Here is a 16,706-nt window from a genome sequence, read left to right on the forward strand (position 1 = left end):
GACTAATTTTTCTATAAAGACAGTTTGACTTGGACTTTTTCCTGAACCTTTCCTGCTGTCATGACGCGGGGCGAGCTGTTTGCGGACATCTTGAACTAAATTCTAGACGAACGTGTATGTATTGTGATTCAATGAACATATTCCGCAAAACAAATGATCCCCGTCACAGTTGATGGGCACCGGTTATGGAGGCCACGATGAGCCAGGACAATCTGCACTTCGGTATTTTCTGCCTGACAAATGTTCCCGAGTGGAGCACCGAACGCGAAGCAGTCCACAAGGGCATCGAACAGATCAACCTCGCCGACAAGCTGGGCTTCGAGGAAGCTTGGGTAGCCGAGCACAACGCCCGCCGCTACGGAATCATCTCTTCCGCGCAGATGATGCTCGCAACCGTGGCAGGCACAACGAAGAATATCCGCTTGGGCTCGGGTGTGACCCGTTTGCCGATGAACCACCCGCTGAAGACCGCAGAGGACTTCTCGCTGCTGGACGTCATCAGCGACGGCCGCCTGAACTTCGGCATCGGCAAGGCCTATGACCTGCTGGAATTCCAGGCCTACGACATCGACCCGGAAGAACGCGATGAGCGTTACCAGGAGTCCTTCGAAATCATCATGCAGGGCTGGAAAGACGGAAAGATCAACTACCAGGGCAAGCATTTCCAGGTCCCTGGCCGAGGCAACCAGACCGAAGAGATCCAGTTGATGCCGCGTCCGATCCAGGAACCGCATCCACCGGTGTACATCATGGTCTCGCAGACCGAGGAGTCGCTGCGCTACGCCGCCCGCGAAGGCTTTGCCTTCGTGCTGGGGCAGATGCCTACCTGGGAGCACATGGCCCATCTGGTCAATGTCTACCGCGAAGAGGCCCGCGCCGCCGGATACAGCTACGACGCCATCGACGCGAATATCGCCCGCTCCTCGCAGCTCAAGGCCATCCACGTATCCGAGGACCGCGCCACCGCCGCCAAGGAATACGAAGAAGGCCTGATGTGGTACCTGAGCATCCTCAGCAACCGCGCCAAGGTCGGCCTGGGCCTGACCGAGCTCAGCTTCGATGACTACGTCGAGAAGGGCGCCATCCTGCTTGGCTCCTCGGATGACGTTGCGCAGCAGCTGGAAGACTACAAGAAGGTCACCGGCATCGGCGGCCTCGTCGGCTGGTTCGACGCCGGAAGCCAGCCGCAGGAGCAGGTCCTGCGCTCGATGACCAAGTTCGCCACTGAGGTCCGCCCCCAGCTGACCTCCCGCGATTCAACCGTTGAAACCGCACGGGCCTAAGGACAACACCATGACGACCATGACTGCAGACCCGCGCGTGGGTCCGAGCGAGTACAAAGAAATTATCGATGCGCTCATCGAGTTCATCGAAAAGGCCGTTGTGCCCATCGAGCAGGAGCACGCGGAATTCCTCAAGGACGAAGTCAACATCTTCGACTCGCGCGGCTTGATGACCGAGAAGTACAAGCAGATCAACCAGCAGGTGCGCGAGCTGTCCGCCGAAGCGGGCTTCTACACGCTCTACAGCGCCGAGTCCCTCGGCGGCGCGGAGCTTCCGGCCGCGGCCATCGTGGAAATCCAGGAGGCCCTGCACCACCGCTACGGACCGGAGCGTTCGCTGATCCACGAATCGGTGATCCCCTCCCCGTTCACCAACGGCCTGAGCCCGCTGCTCCTGCAGCTGCAGGAAGATGTCCTGGCACCGCGCATCGACGCGATCCGTGCCGGAACCTCGACCCTGTGCTTCGCGTTGTCCGAGCCGGATGCCGGATCCGACGTCTACAACCTGAAGACCCGCGCTATCGCGGTGGATGGCGGCTGGGTGATCAACGGCCAGAAGCAATGGATCTCCAATGCGGCCCACGCCAAGCACGCCTTCGTCTTCGCGGTCACCGACCCGGAGGCGGTGGCCAGCCGCAGCGGCGGGATCACCTGCTTCTTCGTGGACACCGATTCCGCCGGGTTCTCGGTGGATGCCGGCATCCCGATCATGGGCAAGCGCGGTTCGAACGCCACGATCCTTTCCTTCACCGATTTGAAGGTCACCCCGGAGCAGATCATCGGCGAGGAAGGCAAGGGGCTGAACCTGGCCATGGGCGGCATCAGCCGCGGACGCGTGACCATGTCCGCCACCTGCATCGGTGTCGCCCAATGGGCGCTGGACCAGGCCCTGGAATACTCCAAGACCCGCAAGACCTTCGGCAAGACCATCGGCCAGCACCAGATGATCCAGTCCAAGCTGGCCGAGATCGCCCGCGACATCTACCTGTGCAAATCGGCCGTGCAGCGCACCGCCGCCTTGCTGGACGCCGGGTTCCCGGCGATCAAGGAAACCTCCATCATCAAGTTCTCCTGCACCGAGATGCTCAGCCGCGTCGTGGATGAGGTTATGCAGATCCATGGCGGCCTGGGGCTGACCAACGAACTGGGCCTGGAAGGCGCCTACCGCTTCGCCCGCACCTTGCGCATTCCGGATGGAACCAGCGAGATCCAGCGCCGCACGGTGGCCAAGCGGCTATTGGCAGGAGATACCAAGCTGTGAGTGCTGTGCGAACCAGTCTGGTATCCGTCAGCACCGAGCAAGGGGTCCGCACGGTGGTCCTCGACCGCGCCGAAGCGCGCAATGCGCTGAGCCCGGATCTGCGCGAGGACCTGCGTCAGGCGCTGCTTGAAGCCAACGATGACCAGGACGTGCGCGCCATCGTGATCACCGGGGCGGGGGAGAACTTCTGCGCCGGCGGAGACGTGAAGCGCATGGGCAAGAACACCCCGAGCAACGGCGCCGCACGCATTTCGCTGGGGCGCGAACTGGTGGAGCTGATCCGCAACCTGAAGAAGCCGACCATCGCCGCGGTCCAAGGCCACGCGGTGGGTGCCGGGTTCGGACTGGCGCTGGCCACCGACATCATCCTCGCTTCGGAGACCGCCAAATTCCAGTTCGGATTCATCAAGCGCGGACTCGCGCCCGACAGCGCGGTGCCATTCCTGCTGTCCCAGCAGATCGGCAACCGCAGAACCCTGCACTACGCGATGACCGGCGAAGTGATCAGCGGCGAGCAGGCCGCAGACCTGGGAATCGCTTCGAAGGTGATCGGCAACGGCAATTTCTCCGAAGAGGTGGCGGCGTTCGCCAAGAATTTGGCGGACGGTCCCACCGCAGCCTATTTCGCTACCCGCAAGGTCGTGCAGGCCTCGCACAACATGACCCTGGCCCAGGCCTGGGAATTCGAGTCCTTCGCCTCGGCGGTCACCTCGACCACCGGCGATCACAAGAACTCGGTTGCCGCGTTCAAAGCCAAATCCAGCTATGAGTTCCAAGGAGAGTAAGACAGATGACTGAAGTAATTTCCGATACCCAGGTCGTGCTGGTTGAGCGCGATGTCGAGAAGAAAACCGCGATCCTCTCCCTGAACCGCCCGGAGAAGATCAACGCCTTCAACAACGCGCTGCTCGAAGGGCTCATGTCCGCGCTGTCGGAATTGGCGGATGATGACGAGATCTCGGTGGTGATCCTGCGCGGCAGCGGGAAGAACTTCAGCGCCGGGTACGATGTGGTCTCCGGATACGGTTCGAAGACGGCCTATGAGGACTGGCGCAATCTCCAGGAGAAAATCGACCTGTGGGAACGCGTCTACCGTTTCCCCAAGCCGCTGATTGCAGCTATCGAAGGGCACTGCCTGGGCGGAGCGACCATGCTGGTCTCCTGCAGCGATCTGGTGATCGCCTCCGAGACCGCGAACATCGGATGGCCATCGATTCCATTGGGCGGCGGGCTGCTCTCTCCGGTATCGCTGTGGCATATCGGCATGCGCAAGGCCAAGGAATTGTCCTTTATCGCGGGCAATTCAATGAGCGGCATCGAAGCCGCGGAGCTGGGCTGGGCCAACAAGGCCGTGCCGGAAGGAACCGCGCTGGAAAGCGCAAAGACCATGGCCGGCCGCGTGGCCAAGACCCCCTTGGATTTGCTCTACCTGAAGAAGCAGGCCTTGAACAAGGTGTACGACCGCCAGGGCTTCGTGGAATCACTGCGCGCAGGTGCGGAATGGGATGCCATTTCGCATACGGCCGACTCGATCGGCGAGGTGAAGGCGCTGATGAAGGACAAGGGCCTCAAGGGAGCAATCAAGCACTTCAGCCAGTCCTAGAACTCAACGATCGGATTAGGGAAAAACAATGTTTTCACGCAAGTATTTTGCCGGCGCGCTGTCCATGCTCGCCGTGGCAGCGCTGGGATTGACCTCATGCGCCGGGGGTCTGAACTCCTCCGGCGGCAACGAAGATCGTGCCGGTGGCGCAGGTATTGCCCCAGGCGCGACGAAGGAGCAGTACATCGCTGCCTTTGAAGATATTGAGCCGATCACCCTGGACTTCCAGTATTCCAGCACCAACCCCAAGTCCTTCTCGGCCCAACGAGATCTGAAATGGGCTGAGTCCGTGGAGGAATGGTCCGGTGGCAAGGTCACCATCGAATCCCATGCGGCCGGGGCGATCGCGAAGCCAACCGAGGTTCCCGGGGCGCTGCAGGATGGCCGATTGGACATCGCGCATTACTACACCACCTATGAACCGCAGGAAATGGCCGCCTTCGTGGACATGTCCACGTCGCTGGTCCAGCTTCCCAGCAGCCCGGTGGTCGGCGAGTTCGTCTCGCACGCGGTCATGATGGAGGTAGGCTTCAATACCCCCGAGGTCATGGCCAACTACGAGGACCGCGGTATGCACGTCTTGCACCCGGCCAACCCCAACGGCAACACCTCGGTGATCTGCCGGGAAGACCAGCAAGAACCCGCGGATTGGGCCGGCTCCCAAATCCGCGGCAATGCGGCGGCCCACGAAATCCAGGCCAAGGCGCTGGGCGGCGTGTTGACTTCCGTGGAACTGGCCGAAACCTATGAAGCGCTGGAACGCGGCGTGCTGAACTGCTCGCTGCAGTCAACCGCAACCGCTGTCTCCGTGGGCTGGCTCGAAGTCGCTCCGTTCATCAGCATTCCGAAGGACGCCAGCTTCGCTCCGGGCGCAGGCGCCCTGGTGGCCGGCTCCTCCTGGGAGGGGCTGCCGCTGCTGGTGCAGCAGCTGATGTTCGACCGCATGGAGGGCTACGTGGCCGGCGAGGACTTCAACGCCATAGCCAGCTTGAAGATCGCAACCGAGACCGCCGAAGAGCAGGGTGGCAAGCTGGACTACCTTGACGCGAAGAGCGAGGCCGCGATCGCGGAATCCAACAAGGAACTGCTGGCGCAGGTCGAGAATTCCAAGAACCTGGACGGCAAGGCCGTGAACGCAGCGGTAGCCTCGTCCATCGAGAAGTGGACCGGCATCGCCGAAGAGCTGGGATACGGGGAAAAAGGCGAAGTCACTGAATTCACCGATTGGTACGAGGGCTCGGTGGATCCCGCTGACCTGGAATACTATGAGCCCTTTGCCGAGCGCGTATACAACGAGATCATTCTTCCGCAACGACCCGAGTAGCGGCAGCTTGCCCGGCAAGACGTAGCCTATTGACCAACGTCCTCCCGGAGGCCGGACCATCCTTATCCGACCTCCGGGCTCCCACCCACTACCTCGATTTCCAGAGAGGACCAAGACGATGATTACCACATTCACCGGGGAACTTCCTGCCGACCGCCTGGGCGCGACGCTGATGCATGAACACGTCTTCGTGCTGAACGCCGAGCTGTTCCTGAACTACCCGGGCCAGTTTCCAGCAGATGACCTGGTTGACCGCGCGGTGGAGTATTTGAATGGGGTCAAGGCCAACGGCATCGACACCATTGTCGACTTGACCGTGATGGGCAATGGCCGGAACATCCCCTTGGTCAAGCGCGTAGCCGAGCGCACGGAGATGAACATCATCGCGGCCACCGGCTGGTACACCTTCCACGACGCGCCGACCTTCGCCACGCTCAATGGACCCGGCCGCCTGCTCGGCGGAAGCGATCGGCTGACCGAGCTCTTCATCCGCGATATCCGCGATGGCGTCGATGGCACCGGAGTCAAGGCCGGGGTGCTGAAGTTCGCCACGGACCACTACGGCTTCTCCGAAGGCGTCTTGAACGTCATGCAGGCGGTGGCCGATGCCCATCTGGAAACCGGGGCACCGATCTTCACGCACTCGAACCCGAGCCAGCGCAACGGCCTGGACCAGCAGGACTACCTGGCCTCGCGCGGAGTCGACCTGGGTGGCGTGGTCATCGGCCACTGCGGAGACAGCGAAGACCTGGACTACCTGAAGCAGATTGCGGACCGCGGGTCCATACTGGGCATGGACCGCTTTGGACTGGACTCCAAGCTGCCCTACGAAAAGCGGCTGCACGCCGTGAAGGAACTATGCCAGCAGGGCTATGCCCAGCAGGTCGTCATCGCCACCGACTCATCGGCCTACTCCATGAACTTCCCGGATGAGGCGCGTGCCGAACGGCTGCCGAAATGGCGAGCCAGCGAAATCATGGACAGCGTCGTCCCCGATTTGCGGAACCTGGGCGTTTCGGACTCGGACATTGATCAGATGATGCTCGCCAATCCACGTCGAATCCTCGGGAGCGCACAATGAAATCAGGAGAACTAGCCATGGCAAAGATCGATGCCTTTGAATTCCGCCGGGTGCTGGGGGCTTTCCCCACCGGAGTTGTCATCGTCACCGGAATGGACGACGCCGGGCAGCCCCTGGCGATGACCGTCGGGTCCTTCGTTTCGGTGTCCTTGGAGCCAGCCTTGGTCGGCTTCCTGCCAACCAAGACTTCGTCCTCATGGGCCGCATTGCAGAACCGCACGAGCACACGATTCGGCATCAACGTGCTGGCCAGCGACCAGGAGGATCTGTGCCGAGCGGTGGCCTCGCGCAAGACGGATAAGCTCGAAGGCTTCGAATGGGAGCTGTCCAAGAACGGCAGCCCGATCCTGACCGACTCGGTCGCCTTCGTCGACTGCGAGATGCAGTCGGTATCCGACGCGGGGGACCACGACTGGGTGATGGGCAGCGTGCTGGATCTGTTCACGCTCAGCTCTAGTTTGCCCTTGCTCTTCTACCGCGGAGGCTACGGCTCGTTCGCGCCCGGTTCCATGGCCATCAGCACCGACATCCCGGTCAAGGTCTTGAGCCAGCTGGACCTGATCCGTCCGCATATGGAACGCCTGGCGGCCGAATTGGTTGCCGAGGTGAGCATCATGACACGGGTGGAGACCGAACTGATCAACGTCGGGTCGGCAGGCTCTTCCACCCGCCAGGGCCGCTCCAGCCGGGTGGGCATCCATGTGCCATTCATGCCGCCGATCGGCGGAGTCTTTGCGGCGTTCGGGGGGCCGGAAGCCGAGGCCCAGTGGCTCGCGCAGGGTCATCCGGACGCCGACCCGGCGCTGCAGACGCATTTCGAGGCAGGCCTGGCCAAGGTCCGCGAACGCGGCTACGCTGCCGGGATCGGACATGAACGCGGCAGCGGCATCGAGCATTCGGCACAGATTGCCTACGGCGGACGGGATCCCGAGGCGCGGCAGCGGCTCATGGCGGTTGTCAACGACGCCGCCGAGACGTTCAACGCCGCGGATGTCACCCATGAAGGTGAATACGAATTCCATTCGGCCACCGCCCCGGTCTTCGATAAGGACGGAGCGTGCTTGTTCTCGATGACCGTCTGGGGATCGGACGGCCTGACTCGCGGGTCCGATGTCGTGGCCACCGTGGAACGGCTCAAGCTCGCCGCGGACGCGGCAAGCCAGGAACTCCAGTTCCGCTCCCGCTAAAAGCCTCCAGTAAAGGTAGAACTCGTGCTGAAATCATTTTCCAATCTCATCGTCCTTGAACTCGGGCATATCTACAACGGCCCATACTGCGGTTTGCTGTTTGCCCACCTGGGCGCGGAAGTCATCAAGGTAGAGCCGCTGGGCGGCGAACGCCTGCGCACTCGTGCCCGCGGAGACGCGGACCCGCAGGAATTTGTCATGCTCAACTCCAATAAGAAGAGCATCGCCTTGGATCTGAAAAGCGATGACGGCAAAGAGACCTTCCTGAAGCTGGTCGACCGGGCCGACGTGCTCATTGAAAACTATGCGCCAAATACCCTTGAACGTCTTGGCCTGGCACTTGAATCGCTGCTGGAACGCAATCCCCGCCTAGTGATTGCTTCGGGCAAAGGCTATGGGACCAGCGGCCCATACTCGAAGATGCCGGCCATGGATCTGACGGTCCAGGCAATGTCCGGTGCGATCGGGACCACCGGCTTCGCCGATGGGCCGCCGGTCAAGACGGGGCCGGCCTTCACCGATTTTTCTGGCGGCATCCATCTGTTCGGCGGCGCGATGGCGGCCCTGTTCGACCGGACGCTTACCGGCGCGGGGCAAATCGTGGAGGTGTCAATGCATGACACCATCTATCCCATGCTGACCTCTGCACTCAGCGCGCTGTACAACCAACCGGGCGATCAGCTGCCCGAGCGCACCGGCAACCAGCACTCCGGGCTGGCCATTGCTCCATACAACGTCTATCGCGCGGCCGATGGCTGGCTGGCGATTATCTGCGCCTCGGACCATCACTGGACCCGCTTGGCCAAGGCGCTGGGTTTCGCCGAGGCCATCGAGGAACCGCGCTTTGCCGATCCGGTGAGCCGGGCGGAGCATATGGAAGAAATCGACGCGCTGGTTACTGGGGCCACCAGCAAGCTGACCCGCGCGGAGATCTCGGATCTGCTGGGCAGCGCCGGAGTTCCTTTCTCCCCGGTCAAGACCCTGCGGGAGGTTGACCAAGACCCGCATTTAATCGAGCGCGAAATGATCCGATTCGTCGACCATCCGGAAAACGGACGGGTACCGGTAGTCGGCAATCCGCTGAAGATGTCCACCCAGCAACCGGGAGCTGCTTTAAGCGTCGCGCCCAAGGTCGGGCAAGACCAAGCTGAGGTGCTGGGCAGGCTCTTGGGCATGAACGAACGCGAGGCCGGGGCCCTGCGCACGGTTCCATTAGGGCTTTAGATGCTAAAGGCTAATGAAAACTGGCACAATTTAGCTAAATTGACTTCAGCTTGAAGGATGAAGACCATGCAAACCGAAGCACCCGTAGAAGCGGACAGCGGCCCCAAGAGCGAGGCAAGGCAGGCTGAAGTAGCACTGTTCCTGGACGCGTTGAGCCGTTGGACCGATGTCAAGTCAAAAGCGGCCCCAATCTACAAGCGCGGCATCAACACCCGAGCGCAGATCGTGGAAGCTTCCCGTAGCGTGTTCGTGCGACTGGGCTACATTGACAGTTCCGTCGAGGACGTATTGCTTGCGGCCGGGATCTCCCGCGCTACGTTCTATTCGCATTTCCGCAGCAAGAAGGCAGTCTTCGCAGCAGTAGTGGAAGAGCACGTGCGTGGGCGGCTTTCGCAAACGAATGTCACCAATGTGGACAAGTCGGACTATCGCGCACGAGTTACCGAAACCATCGAACGTTTCGTGAATAACTACACCAATACGCAGGACCTTTCCATGGTCATCGAGCAGGTGGCGCACTATGACGAGGAATTCCGTACTATTCGCTTGGTGATCAGGGACTTGTTCGTCGACCGCATCGCACGGGGGATCCGCCGCCAGCAGGCCGCCGGGAATGTCCCGGAGGAACTCAACGCGCGCGAATCGGCCACCTTGATCCTGGCGATGATGACCAATATTGCGCAAGTGGAAATTGGCTGGAAAAAGAAGAAGCCTACGCCGGAGCTGATCGAATTGATGACCAACTTCTGGTGCGCCGGAATCGGCCTCAAGGATCGCTGAAAACACGAAGAATTGACCGGTCCGGCAGCATGCCGGCCAGCAGGTAAGGATTGACCATGAAACTCATTGTCCTAGTCAAGCAAGTTCCGGATACCGGTGAGACTCGGTGGCTCAACCTTGAAACCGGCATCTTGGATCGGGCCGCGACCGAAGCGATCCCGGATGAGATTACCGAACGCGCGCTCGAATGCGCCTTGCGCCTGAAAGACGAGGACAGCAGCACCGAGGTCGTGGTGCTCACCGTTGGCGCTCACGAAGCCGAAAAGACGTTGCGCAAAGCGATGTCCATGGGTGCTGACCGCGCTATCCAGGTCGTAGATAACGCTTTGGAGGGTTCTGACATGCTGCAGACAGCCAAAACCCTGGCTGCTGCCATCAAACGAGAAGGATTCGATATCGTTCTCGCAGGAAACCAGTCCACGGATGGCAAGGGCGGCATGGTCCCGGCGATGGTTGCCGAGTTGTTGGAAGTGCCGCTGCTCAGCGACCTGTCCAGTTTCGCCGTGGCCGACGGCCAGGTCAGCGGATCGGTGCGCACTGAGCAAAATGAGCTGCAGCTCTCGGCCAGCTATCCAGCCGTCGCCGCAGTCACCGAACGTGTAGCGGAAGCGCGCTTTCCAACTTTCAAGGGCATCATGGCGTCCAAGAAGAAGACCCTGGAGAAGGTTGCGCTGGCGGATTTGGGCATCCAGGCCGGTCCAGCCTATGCACCGCAACGCTCCGTCATGGTCTCCGCCGTGGCGGCGCCTCCGAAGCAGACCGGTCCGAAACTCAACGATGACGATGAATCAGTCGGCAAGCTCGTTGATTTCTTGGAATCCAAGCACCTGCTCTAGGGCGGCGTCCAGCTACCTGAAAACTTCTGAACTCCGAGGAAAAAATGTCGAAAATTCTTGTAATGGCCGAGACCGCCGCCGACGGCAATCCGCTCGGCAGCGTGGCCGCCCTGATCGGTGCCGCAGCTGCCGTGGGCGAGCCAATCGTGGTGGCACTCAGCAGCGAAGCGAATGCCGGGATCATCGGCGAGAAACTGGGCGAGCTGGGCGCGGCACAGGTCATCGTCGGAACCCTCTCCGCTGAGCGAGCCCACCGGTTTGCCACCGACGAGGTGGCATTGCTGCAGCAGTGCATTGTCCAGCAGGCGCCGTTGGGCGTATTCCTGGATGGTTCCGTGAGCGGTCGCGCGATCGCCGGACGACTGGCCGCGCGCCTTGGCTCGTCGGTATCAGCCGACGCAATCGATGTGGCGTTGGAAGAGGGGGAGATCATCGCCAAGCATTCGGTCTTCGGCGGAGACTTCGTCACGGAATCAACGGTCGAGGGCGGCACCATGATTGCGACCCTGCGCTCGGGAAGCATTTCCCATCGGGCCGCGCCGCTTGAGCCAAGCGTGGAGATCATCTCGGTTCCGGAATCATCCCAAACGGGAGCGCACGTGGTCAGCTCGAACGAGATTGCCCACGACGGCGGACGCCCGGCCTTGAACATCGCCCCGGTGGTGGTATCCGGAGGCCGAGGAGTTGCCTCCAAGGAGAACTTCCACCTCGTGGAACAGCTGGCGGACGTCTTCGGCGGGGCCGTGGGCGCGTCACGTGCGGCAGTGGATGCCGGCTATGTTCCGCAGAGCTACCAGGTGGGACAGACCGGTGTGGCAGTATCACCTGACCTTTATATTGCCTTGGGCATTTCGGGAGCCATTCAGCACCGTGCCGGCATGCAGACGGCCAAGACCATTGTGGCCATTGACAAAAATGAGGACGCACCAATTTTTGAGATCGCCGACTTCGGCATCGTCGGAGACTTGTTCTCTGTAGTTCCTCGGATCGTAGACGAAATCAACGCCCGCAGGAACTAGCAAGAACTGAACAAGTACCCAAGCTGGGAACTTGAACGATTTGGCTGTGAATGCGAATAGTAATGGAGCGAAACGCGTGAATGAGATCGGAAACCCGGTACGCCAGAAACGGCGCATGGCTGGAATCCCTCCGCTGGCCCCGGACCTAATCCGCAATGGCGGAGAAGCACCGATGCGCAAGGACATCGAAGCACAGCCGCAGCCGGAGCCTTCAAGTTTCCAAGCCCAGGAGGATCTCGTTGCCGGCAAGCCTGCGCACGCCGAAACCGCTGCAACTCCTCCGGCAGGCGGCAACCGCCGCCGCATGGCGGGCGCGTCAAATGCGCCGTTGCTTGTTTCCTCCTCCGCACCGTACGGAACGGCCACGGCCGTCTCCACGAATAGTCCTGCCGCTGAAAACGCCCAGCCACCAGCTCGCACGGAAATTGACGCTGCTGTTTCTCATGATCAGCTCCGGGAAGTTCCCAGCAAGGATCAGGGCTCGGCCCTTAATAGAGGCCGGCGCATGCCTGGTCCATCGACGGTGCCGGTAGTTGTCGCGCTGCAAGAATCCAGGCCGGCAAACGAACCGGCGAGCGTGTCATTCAACCAGCAGATCCCTGCAGCAGCCAGCAACCGTGCTGCTGGCGAAGCATCCTCGGTTCCGGAACGGCAGCGCCTGCGCCAAGCATCGCAGCCCGCGTCCGACGAATACGCCCAACGTGCCTCCGCTGAAATTGCTGATGGCAAGCGCGAGCCCGCTCAGCGCTCGGCGAAGAGCTTGGCATCGGAAAATTCCACGGGCTCCGCAAATGCTTTAAATGGCGATGTGAACCTGGATTCTCGAAATGCCAGTAAAACACCGTCCAAATATGCCAAGCGCGGTCTGCAGATTGGCGGGCTTCTGGCAATCGCTGTCATCGCAGTCCTTGCCGCTCAGTGGCTGCGTTCCACCTCCTCGGTCCAAGAATTCATCGCAGCATACCCAGGACATGCGAGCCAGCCGATTTCTACGCCTGAGGGCATTCCTGCCTGGCTCGGGTGGCAGCACTTTCTCAATATGTTCTTCATGGTCTTGATTGTGCGTTCAGGATTGCAAGTGCGTCTGCAGAATAAGCCACCGGGGTTTTGGACGGCCAAGAAACGTTCCTTCTTCTCCCCGGGAAATCAGCCGCCGAAGAAGATCTCGATTACTCAATGGCTGCATCAGCTGCTGGACGTGGCGTGGGTGGTCAACGGGTTGCTGTTCGTTGCTGCGCTATTCATCACCGGTTTCTGGATGCGCATTGTCCCAACTAGTTGGGATGTTTTTCCGAATATGGCCTCCGCCGGCCTCCAATATCTTTCATTGGACTGGCCCGAAGAAAACGGTTGGATCCACTACAACGCATTGCAGGTGATGGCCTACTTCATCACGGTGTTCGTCGCAGCGCCGCTGGCAATCATTTCAGGTGCACGCATGTCTACCTGGTGGCCTGCGAAGAATGAGAAACTCTCAAAGCTTTACCCCATTGAATTGGCGCGAGCTGTACACATTCCGGTCATGGTTTACTTTGTCGCTTTCACTCTTGTTCACGTCTTCCTGGTGTTTTTTACCGGTGCGCGCCGAAACCTCAATCACATGTTCACGTCCCGAGACGTAGCTGATTTCTGGGGATTGGTGGTCTTCGGAATCTCGGTGGTAGCCGTCGCCGCGGCATGGTTCCTAACCAGTCCCATGTTTATCCGCCCAATTGCAGGAGCCATGGGCAAGGTTTCAAAGAACTAGGCTAACGAGGTCATAAGGGATCTTCACGGTATTCAACCGTGGACTGGCTTCCATTGCCGGATTCAACCCAGCCGAAGTAGGTTCCGTCTTCTTCGCCGCCTAAATCGTTGCCAAAATCAGGGCTCTCGGTTCCACCCAAGAAGCTGCGAGTGAACGATGCCGTGTCACCCATGAGTTCTTCAGCTGCAGCGACCAAATGTGCATCTTGCGGTACTACCCCAGCAATGGCTGCGGCAAGAATCGCTCGGCGCACCAGTTCACGGGTGAAGGACGCGGTAGTTCCTTCGATGGTTTCGGCCACTGACTCAACGGTTTCCGGGGCAATGTTTAGTTTCGCTCCGTAGAGGTTGATCAATGCCTTGCGACCGTCGAAGTCGGGACGGGGGATTTCCATAGCGAGGTCGATGCGCCCGGGACGTTGCACCAAAGCGCGTTCCAAGGATTCCACACGGTTGGTAGTTAGCAGGAAGGTTACATCTGCGTCCGACGCCAGTCCGTCCATGGCGTCCAGGACTTCAAAGAGCAATGGCTGTGGGCCGTGTCCGAAGCTGCGGTCCTCGGCAATCAGATCGCAATCTTCAAGCACGACGATGGCTGGCTGCAGGGCGCGGGCCATCTCCGAAGCGTGCGATACCAATGGCAGCGTATTTCCGGTAAGCAAGATGACCGTGTGCTCGGTCGCCTTTGCCGACAGGTAGCGTACGGTGTGGGTCTTTCCTGTACCGGGAGGGCCGTACATTAGGACTCCGCGTTTTAGATGCGCGCCATGTGCCGCTAGGAATTCGCGGTGTTGTCCTACCCCTAGAACCTGCTCTTCAATGCGCTCACGGATACCGTTTGGAAGGATCAGCTCTTCGGTGGACATCTGCTTGCGGTGATGGAAGGTGACGCCGCCGGTCGACTCGGCATAGTCGCTGGTCTTAAATGAAATGACATGGCCACGGAAAATACTGGAAGTGCGCATGGCTTCGCGGAAGTCGACCAAGAAGAGATCGCCTGCTCGTGGGTCGGCGCTCAAGATCTCCAGACGCGCTTGGAGGCGGCCGTATTCCGGGTTCGCCTGACGTAAATAGACCGCGAGGGCCGAACCATGGATCTTGAACAGGTGAATGCCTGAACCTAGGAATCGTTGCTGCTCACCTGGGCCGACGGGGAGAGACGTGTAATCAGGTTCGCCGATAATTCCGCGTTCGCCGTTCGGGTCCAAAAGATCCGAGAAATCTGCGTGATGGCGTTGCTGGCCGCTGACGCCTATAAGCGACGAATTTTCGTCTGCGGCCACGAGCTCATCGAGGACTATGTTGGCATCGGCCAAACGGTGAGCACCGAAAGCCTCAACGATTAGCGGAAGCGATGCTGGTGCGACACCTAAATGCGCTTCGAGTGCAGCGGTCAATAATCGACCCACTCGATCCGGACGATTCTGCTCCGCCAGCTGAGCTATACGGGCGAAGGAAGTGATGAATGAACTCAAATCTGGATCCATGGCCTGAGCCTACCAGCACGTCAGGGCGACTTGGGAGTCCTTATCTCGCGATATTTAGCGTTAGAGAGCTCGTGACCGAAAGCATAGTGGTTTGATTGACGCGTCATCGACACTTGGTCCGATTCGGAGTAGCGTCCTTGGTATAGGGCCAACGGAAATCCCGTGACCATCTTGGAGCAGAAAGTGAGTTCACCATGGCTCAGTATGATGTAGCAGATCGTTCGGCAGTCGTCACCGGGGCAGGCTCCGGAATCGGCCAGGCTATCGCCATTCTTTTGGCTGCAAACGGAACCAAGGTCGTAGTTCAAGATCTAAACGCAGACGCGGCCGAGGCTACCGTGCAGGAAATCATGGCCAGCGGCGGCGAAGCCGTTGCAGTAACTGGAGATGCCAGCTCCTCGGAAGTTGTCGAGGAAACCATCAAGGCTGCCAACGCGATGGCCCCATTGAAGGTCGGTGTCAACAACGCCGGTATCGGCGGCCGCGCCGCCAAGGTTGGCGAGCTGACCGATGAGGACTGGGACAAGGTCGTGTCGGTGAACCTGAATGCGATTTTCCGTGGCACTCGCGCCCAAGCGGTCGCCATGAGCGAGAACGGTGGCGGTTCTATCGTGAACATGGCTTCGATCCTCGGCTCGGTAGGCTTCGCCGGGAGCTCCGCCTACGTATCCACGAAGCACGCCGTGGTGGGCTTGAGCAAGACCGCTGCCGTTGAGTACGCCACCGAAGGTGTGCGCGTCAACAGCGTGGCTCCAGGCTTCATCGACACCCCGCTGCTGCAGCAAATGCCCAAGGAAGCCTACGATGCCTTGGTTTCCAAGCACCCAATTAATCGCTTGGGCAAGCCCGAGGAAGTCGCCGAGCTCGTTGCCTTCTTGGCCAGTGACGCGGCGTCCTTCGTTACCGGCAGCTACCACCTGGTCGACGGTGGCTACACCGCAGTTTAACGACTTCAGCCGGAGCGGGTGGTGGTGCATGACTGTGCCGTCACCCGCTTCTTGTGCGTCTAGATCCTGCGGAGGCTTTGGCCAAGGAATAGCGCCAATTAAAGATGCAGGCGACAGATATCGCCTGACGGATGCCGCTAGGGCGCGAGATGCACGGTGACCCCGGAATCTTCAAATGGCTTGATTTGCTCTCGCGGAGCTTCCGAATTGGTCACCAGGATCCATTGGGCAGGCAACTGCGCCCACGCATGAAACGGTGTTTGATTTAGTTTCGAAGAGTCGGCAAGCACCACAACTTTTGTGGCACGAGTGGTCATTTTCTCCTTCAGGCGCGTTTGCACAAGATCGGCTTCGCAGATGGCACTCGGCGTGACGCCGTCTGCTCCGAGGAATACGATGTCGAAGCTCATGCGATCCAGGCAATACTCGGCCAAGGGGCCGACAAAGGCGGCACTGGAATGCCGCAATGTGCCACCAATGCACTCGACATGCACTTCCTCCGCGTCGGCAAGTTCATCCAGGACAACCAAGGATGTGGTCGCGACCGTGAGATTTGAGCTGTCACGCAGTTCGTGAGCCAGGGCCGCGACGGTGGAACCCGAGTCAAGTAATATTGTCTGTCCCGGGTCCACCATGGAACGAGCAACTCGCGCGATGGCTCGCTTCGCGGCCGTACTCTGCTTATTTCGTTGCCTAAACGTCGATTCAACAACCTGGCCGTTCAGCGCCATTGCGCCGCCGTAGGTTCGGGCGATTTTGCCCTCTGAGGTCAATCTCGACAGATCGCGGCGAATGGTTGAGGCAGTGACCCCAAAGCGTTCAGAAAGTTCCTCGACGCTCGCCAGGCCGCTTGTGTGGGCGAGCTCAAGGATTTCACCTTGACGAACCTTTGCACTCGTTGACATGAGTTTCCCCCAGAAATCGAATT

At 60.1% G+C, this 16,706-nt stretch carries 15 protein-coding genes; 13 read left to right on the forward strand and 2 right to left on the reverse strand.

The window, feature by feature from the left end:
• The first annotated feature begins 197 nt into the window (after positions 1 to 197).
• The 12 genes from CQ019_RS08695 to CQ019_RS18730 all read left to right on the forward strand — a co-directional run bounded on the left by CQ019_RS08695 (position 198) and on the right by CQ019_RS18730 (position 13,345).
• Positions 198 to 1,283 carry an LLM class flavin-dependent oxidoreductase gene (locus tag CQ019_RS08695; protein WP_181148346.1) on the forward strand — a complete coding sequence of 362 codons (1,086 nt, stop codon included), beginning with the start codon at positions 198 to 200 and terminating at the stop codon, positions 1,281 to 1,283.
• Between the two features lie 10 nt (positions 1,284 to 1,293).
• A complete protein-coding gene (locus CQ019_RS08700; RefSeq protein ID WP_219843910.1) occupies positions 1,294 to 2,544 on the forward strand; it encodes an acyl-CoA dehydrogenase family protein in 1,251 nt (416 codons plus the stop codon).
• A complete protein-coding gene (locus tag CQ019_RS08705; RefSeq protein ID WP_181148348.1) occupies positions 2,541 to 3,329 on the forward strand; it encodes an enoyl-CoA hydratase/isomerase family protein in 789 nt (262 codons plus the stop codon). Before CQ019_RS08700 ends, CQ019_RS08705 begins: the two co-directional genes overlap by 4 nt.
• A 5-nt stretch (positions 3,330 to 3,334) precedes the next feature.
• Positions 3,335 to 4,147 carry an enoyl-CoA hydratase/isomerase family protein gene (locus CQ019_RS08710; RefSeq protein WP_105569462.1) on the forward strand — a complete coding sequence of 271 codons (813 nt, stop codon included), beginning with the start codon at positions 3,335 to 3,337 and terminating at the stop codon, positions 4,145 to 4,147.
• A 28-nt stretch (positions 4,148 to 4,175) separates the two neighbouring features.
• Positions 4,176 to 5,471, forward strand: coding sequence for a TRAP transporter substrate-binding protein DctP (gene dctP, locus CQ019_RS08715; protein ID WP_105552639.1), 1,296 nt, complete (start codon positions 4,176 to 4,178; stop codon positions 5,469 to 5,471).
• A 118-nt stretch (positions 5,472 to 5,589) separates the two neighbouring features.
• Positions 5,590 to 6,552 (forward strand): phosphotriesterase, encoded by a 963-nt coding sequence (locus CQ019_RS08720; protein ID WP_105569463.1) that lies wholly within the window; start codon positions 5,590 to 5,592, stop codon positions 6,550 to 6,552.
• Positions 6,553 to 6,569: 17 nt separating this feature from the next.
• Positions 6,570 to 7,739 (forward strand): flavin reductase, encoded by a 1,170-nt coding sequence (locus CQ019_RS08725; protein ID WP_181148350.1) that lies wholly within the window; start codon positions 6,570 to 6,572, stop codon positions 7,737 to 7,739.
• Between the two features lie 24 nt (positions 7,740 to 7,763).
• Positions 7,764 to 8,963 carry a CaiB/BaiF CoA-transferase family protein gene (locus tag CQ019_RS08730; protein ID WP_219844249.1) on the forward strand — a complete coding sequence of 400 codons (1,200 nt, stop codon included), beginning with the start codon at positions 7,764 to 7,766 and terminating at the stop codon, positions 8,961 to 8,963.
• Positions 8,964 to 9,029: 66 nt separating this feature from the next.
• Entirely contained in the window at positions 9,030 to 9,743 is a 714-nt protein-coding gene (locus CQ019_RS08735; protein WP_181148352.1) for a TetR/AcrR family transcriptional regulator, read from the forward strand.
• A 56-nt stretch (positions 9,744 to 9,799) separates the two neighbouring features.
• A complete protein-coding gene (locus CQ019_RS08740) occupies positions 9,800 to 10,579 on the forward strand; it encodes an electron transfer flavoprotein subunit beta/FixA family protein (protein WP_105552643.1) in 780 nt (259 codons plus the stop codon).
• 62 nt (positions 10,580 to 10,641) lie between these two features.
• Complete coding sequence (locus CQ019_RS08745; protein WP_258133897.1) at positions 10,642 to 11,598, forward strand: electron transfer flavoprotein subunit alpha/FixB family protein; 957 nt, start codon at positions 10,642 to 10,644, stop codon at positions 11,596 to 11,598.
• Positions 11,599 to 11,674: 76 nt separating this feature from the next.
• Positions 11,675 to 13,345: a cytochrome b/b6 domain-containing protein gene (locus CQ019_RS18730; RefSeq protein WP_258133896.1), complete on the forward strand. Its 1,671-nt coding sequence runs from the start codon at positions 11,675 to 11,677 to the stop codon at positions 13,343 to 13,345.
• 10 nt (positions 13,346 to 13,355) lie between these two features.
• Here the strand turns inward: CQ019_RS18730 and CQ019_RS08755 are convergent, their stop codons facing one another.
• Positions 13,356 to 14,831: an AAA family ATPase gene (locus tag CQ019_RS08755; RefSeq protein WP_105552645.1), complete on the reverse strand. Its 1,476-nt coding sequence runs from the start codon at positions 14,829 to 14,831 to the stop codon at positions 13,356 to 13,358.
• A 194-nt stretch (positions 14,832 to 15,025) separates the two neighbouring features.
• Between CQ019_RS08755 and CQ019_RS08760 the strand changes: the two genes are divergently transcribed.
• Positions 15,026 to 15,778, forward strand: a complete 753-nt coding sequence (locus CQ019_RS08760) for an SDR family NAD(P)-dependent oxidoreductase (RefSeq protein WP_105569466.1) — start codon at positions 15,026 to 15,028, stop codon at positions 15,776 to 15,778.
• Between the two features lie 137 nt (positions 15,779 to 15,915).
• Here the strand turns inward: CQ019_RS08760 and CQ019_RS08765 are convergent, their stop codons facing one another.
• Positions 15,916 to 16,683 carry a DeoR/GlpR family DNA-binding transcription regulator gene (locus CQ019_RS08765; protein ID WP_105569467.1) on the reverse strand — a complete coding sequence of 256 codons (768 nt, stop codon included), beginning with the start codon at positions 16,681 to 16,683 and terminating at the stop codon, positions 15,916 to 15,918.
• Positions 16,684 to 16,706 lie beyond the last annotated feature (23 nt).

Source organism: Arthrobacter sp. MYb229 (assembly GCF_002975405.1).
Classification (GTDB): domain Bacteria; phylum Actinomycetota; class Actinomycetes; order Actinomycetales; family Micrococcaceae; genus Glutamicibacter.

Bases quoted from the DNA above. Each gene is read 5' to 3' on its own strand.
- CQ019_RS08700 (WP_219843910.1), top strand. From the start codon at position 1,294: ATGACGACCATGACTGCAGACCCGCGCGTGGGTCCGAGCGAGTACAAA.
- CQ019_RS08740 (WP_105552643.1), top strand. From the start codon at position 9,800: ATGAAACTCATTGTCCTAGTCAAGCAAGTTCCGGATACCGGTGAGACT.
- CQ019_RS08725 (WP_181148350.1), top strand. From the start codon at position 6,570: ATGGCAAAGATCGATGCCTTTGAATTCCGCCGGGTGCTGGGGGCTTTC.
- CQ019_RS08735 (WP_181148352.1), top strand. From the start codon at position 9,030: ATGCAAACCGAAGCACCCGTAGAAGCGGACAGCGGCCCCAAGAGCGAG.
- dctP (WP_105552639.1), top strand. From the start codon at position 4,176: ATGTTTTCACGCAAGTATTTTGCCGGCGCGCTGTCCATGCTCGCCGTG.
- CQ019_RS08695 (WP_181148346.1), top strand. From the start codon at position 198: ATGAGCCAGGACAATCTGCACTTCGGTATTTTCTGCCTGACAAATGTT.
- CQ019_RS08765 (WP_105569467.1), bottom strand. From the start codon at position 16,683: ATGTCAACGAGTGCAAAGGTTCGTCAAGGTGAAATCCTTGAGCTCGCC.
- CQ019_RS08720 (WP_105569463.1), top strand. From the start codon at position 5,590: ATGATTACCACATTCACCGGGGAACTTCCTGCCGACCGCCTGGGCGCG.
- CQ019_RS08745 (WP_258133897.1), top strand. From the start codon at position 10,642: ATGGCCGAGACCGCCGCCGACGGCAATCCGCTCGGCAGCGTGGCCGCC.
- CQ019_RS08710 (WP_105569462.1), top strand. From the start codon at position 3,335: ATGACTGAAGTAATTTCCGATACCCAGGTCGTGCTGGTTGAGCGCGAT.
- CQ019_RS08755 (WP_105552645.1), bottom strand. From the start codon at position 14,831: ATGGATCCAGATTTGAGTTCATTCATCACTTCCTTCGCCCGTATAGCT.
- CQ019_RS08760 (WP_105569466.1), top strand. From the start codon at position 15,026: ATGGCTCAGTATGATGTAGCAGATCGTTCGGCAGTCGTCACCGGGGCA.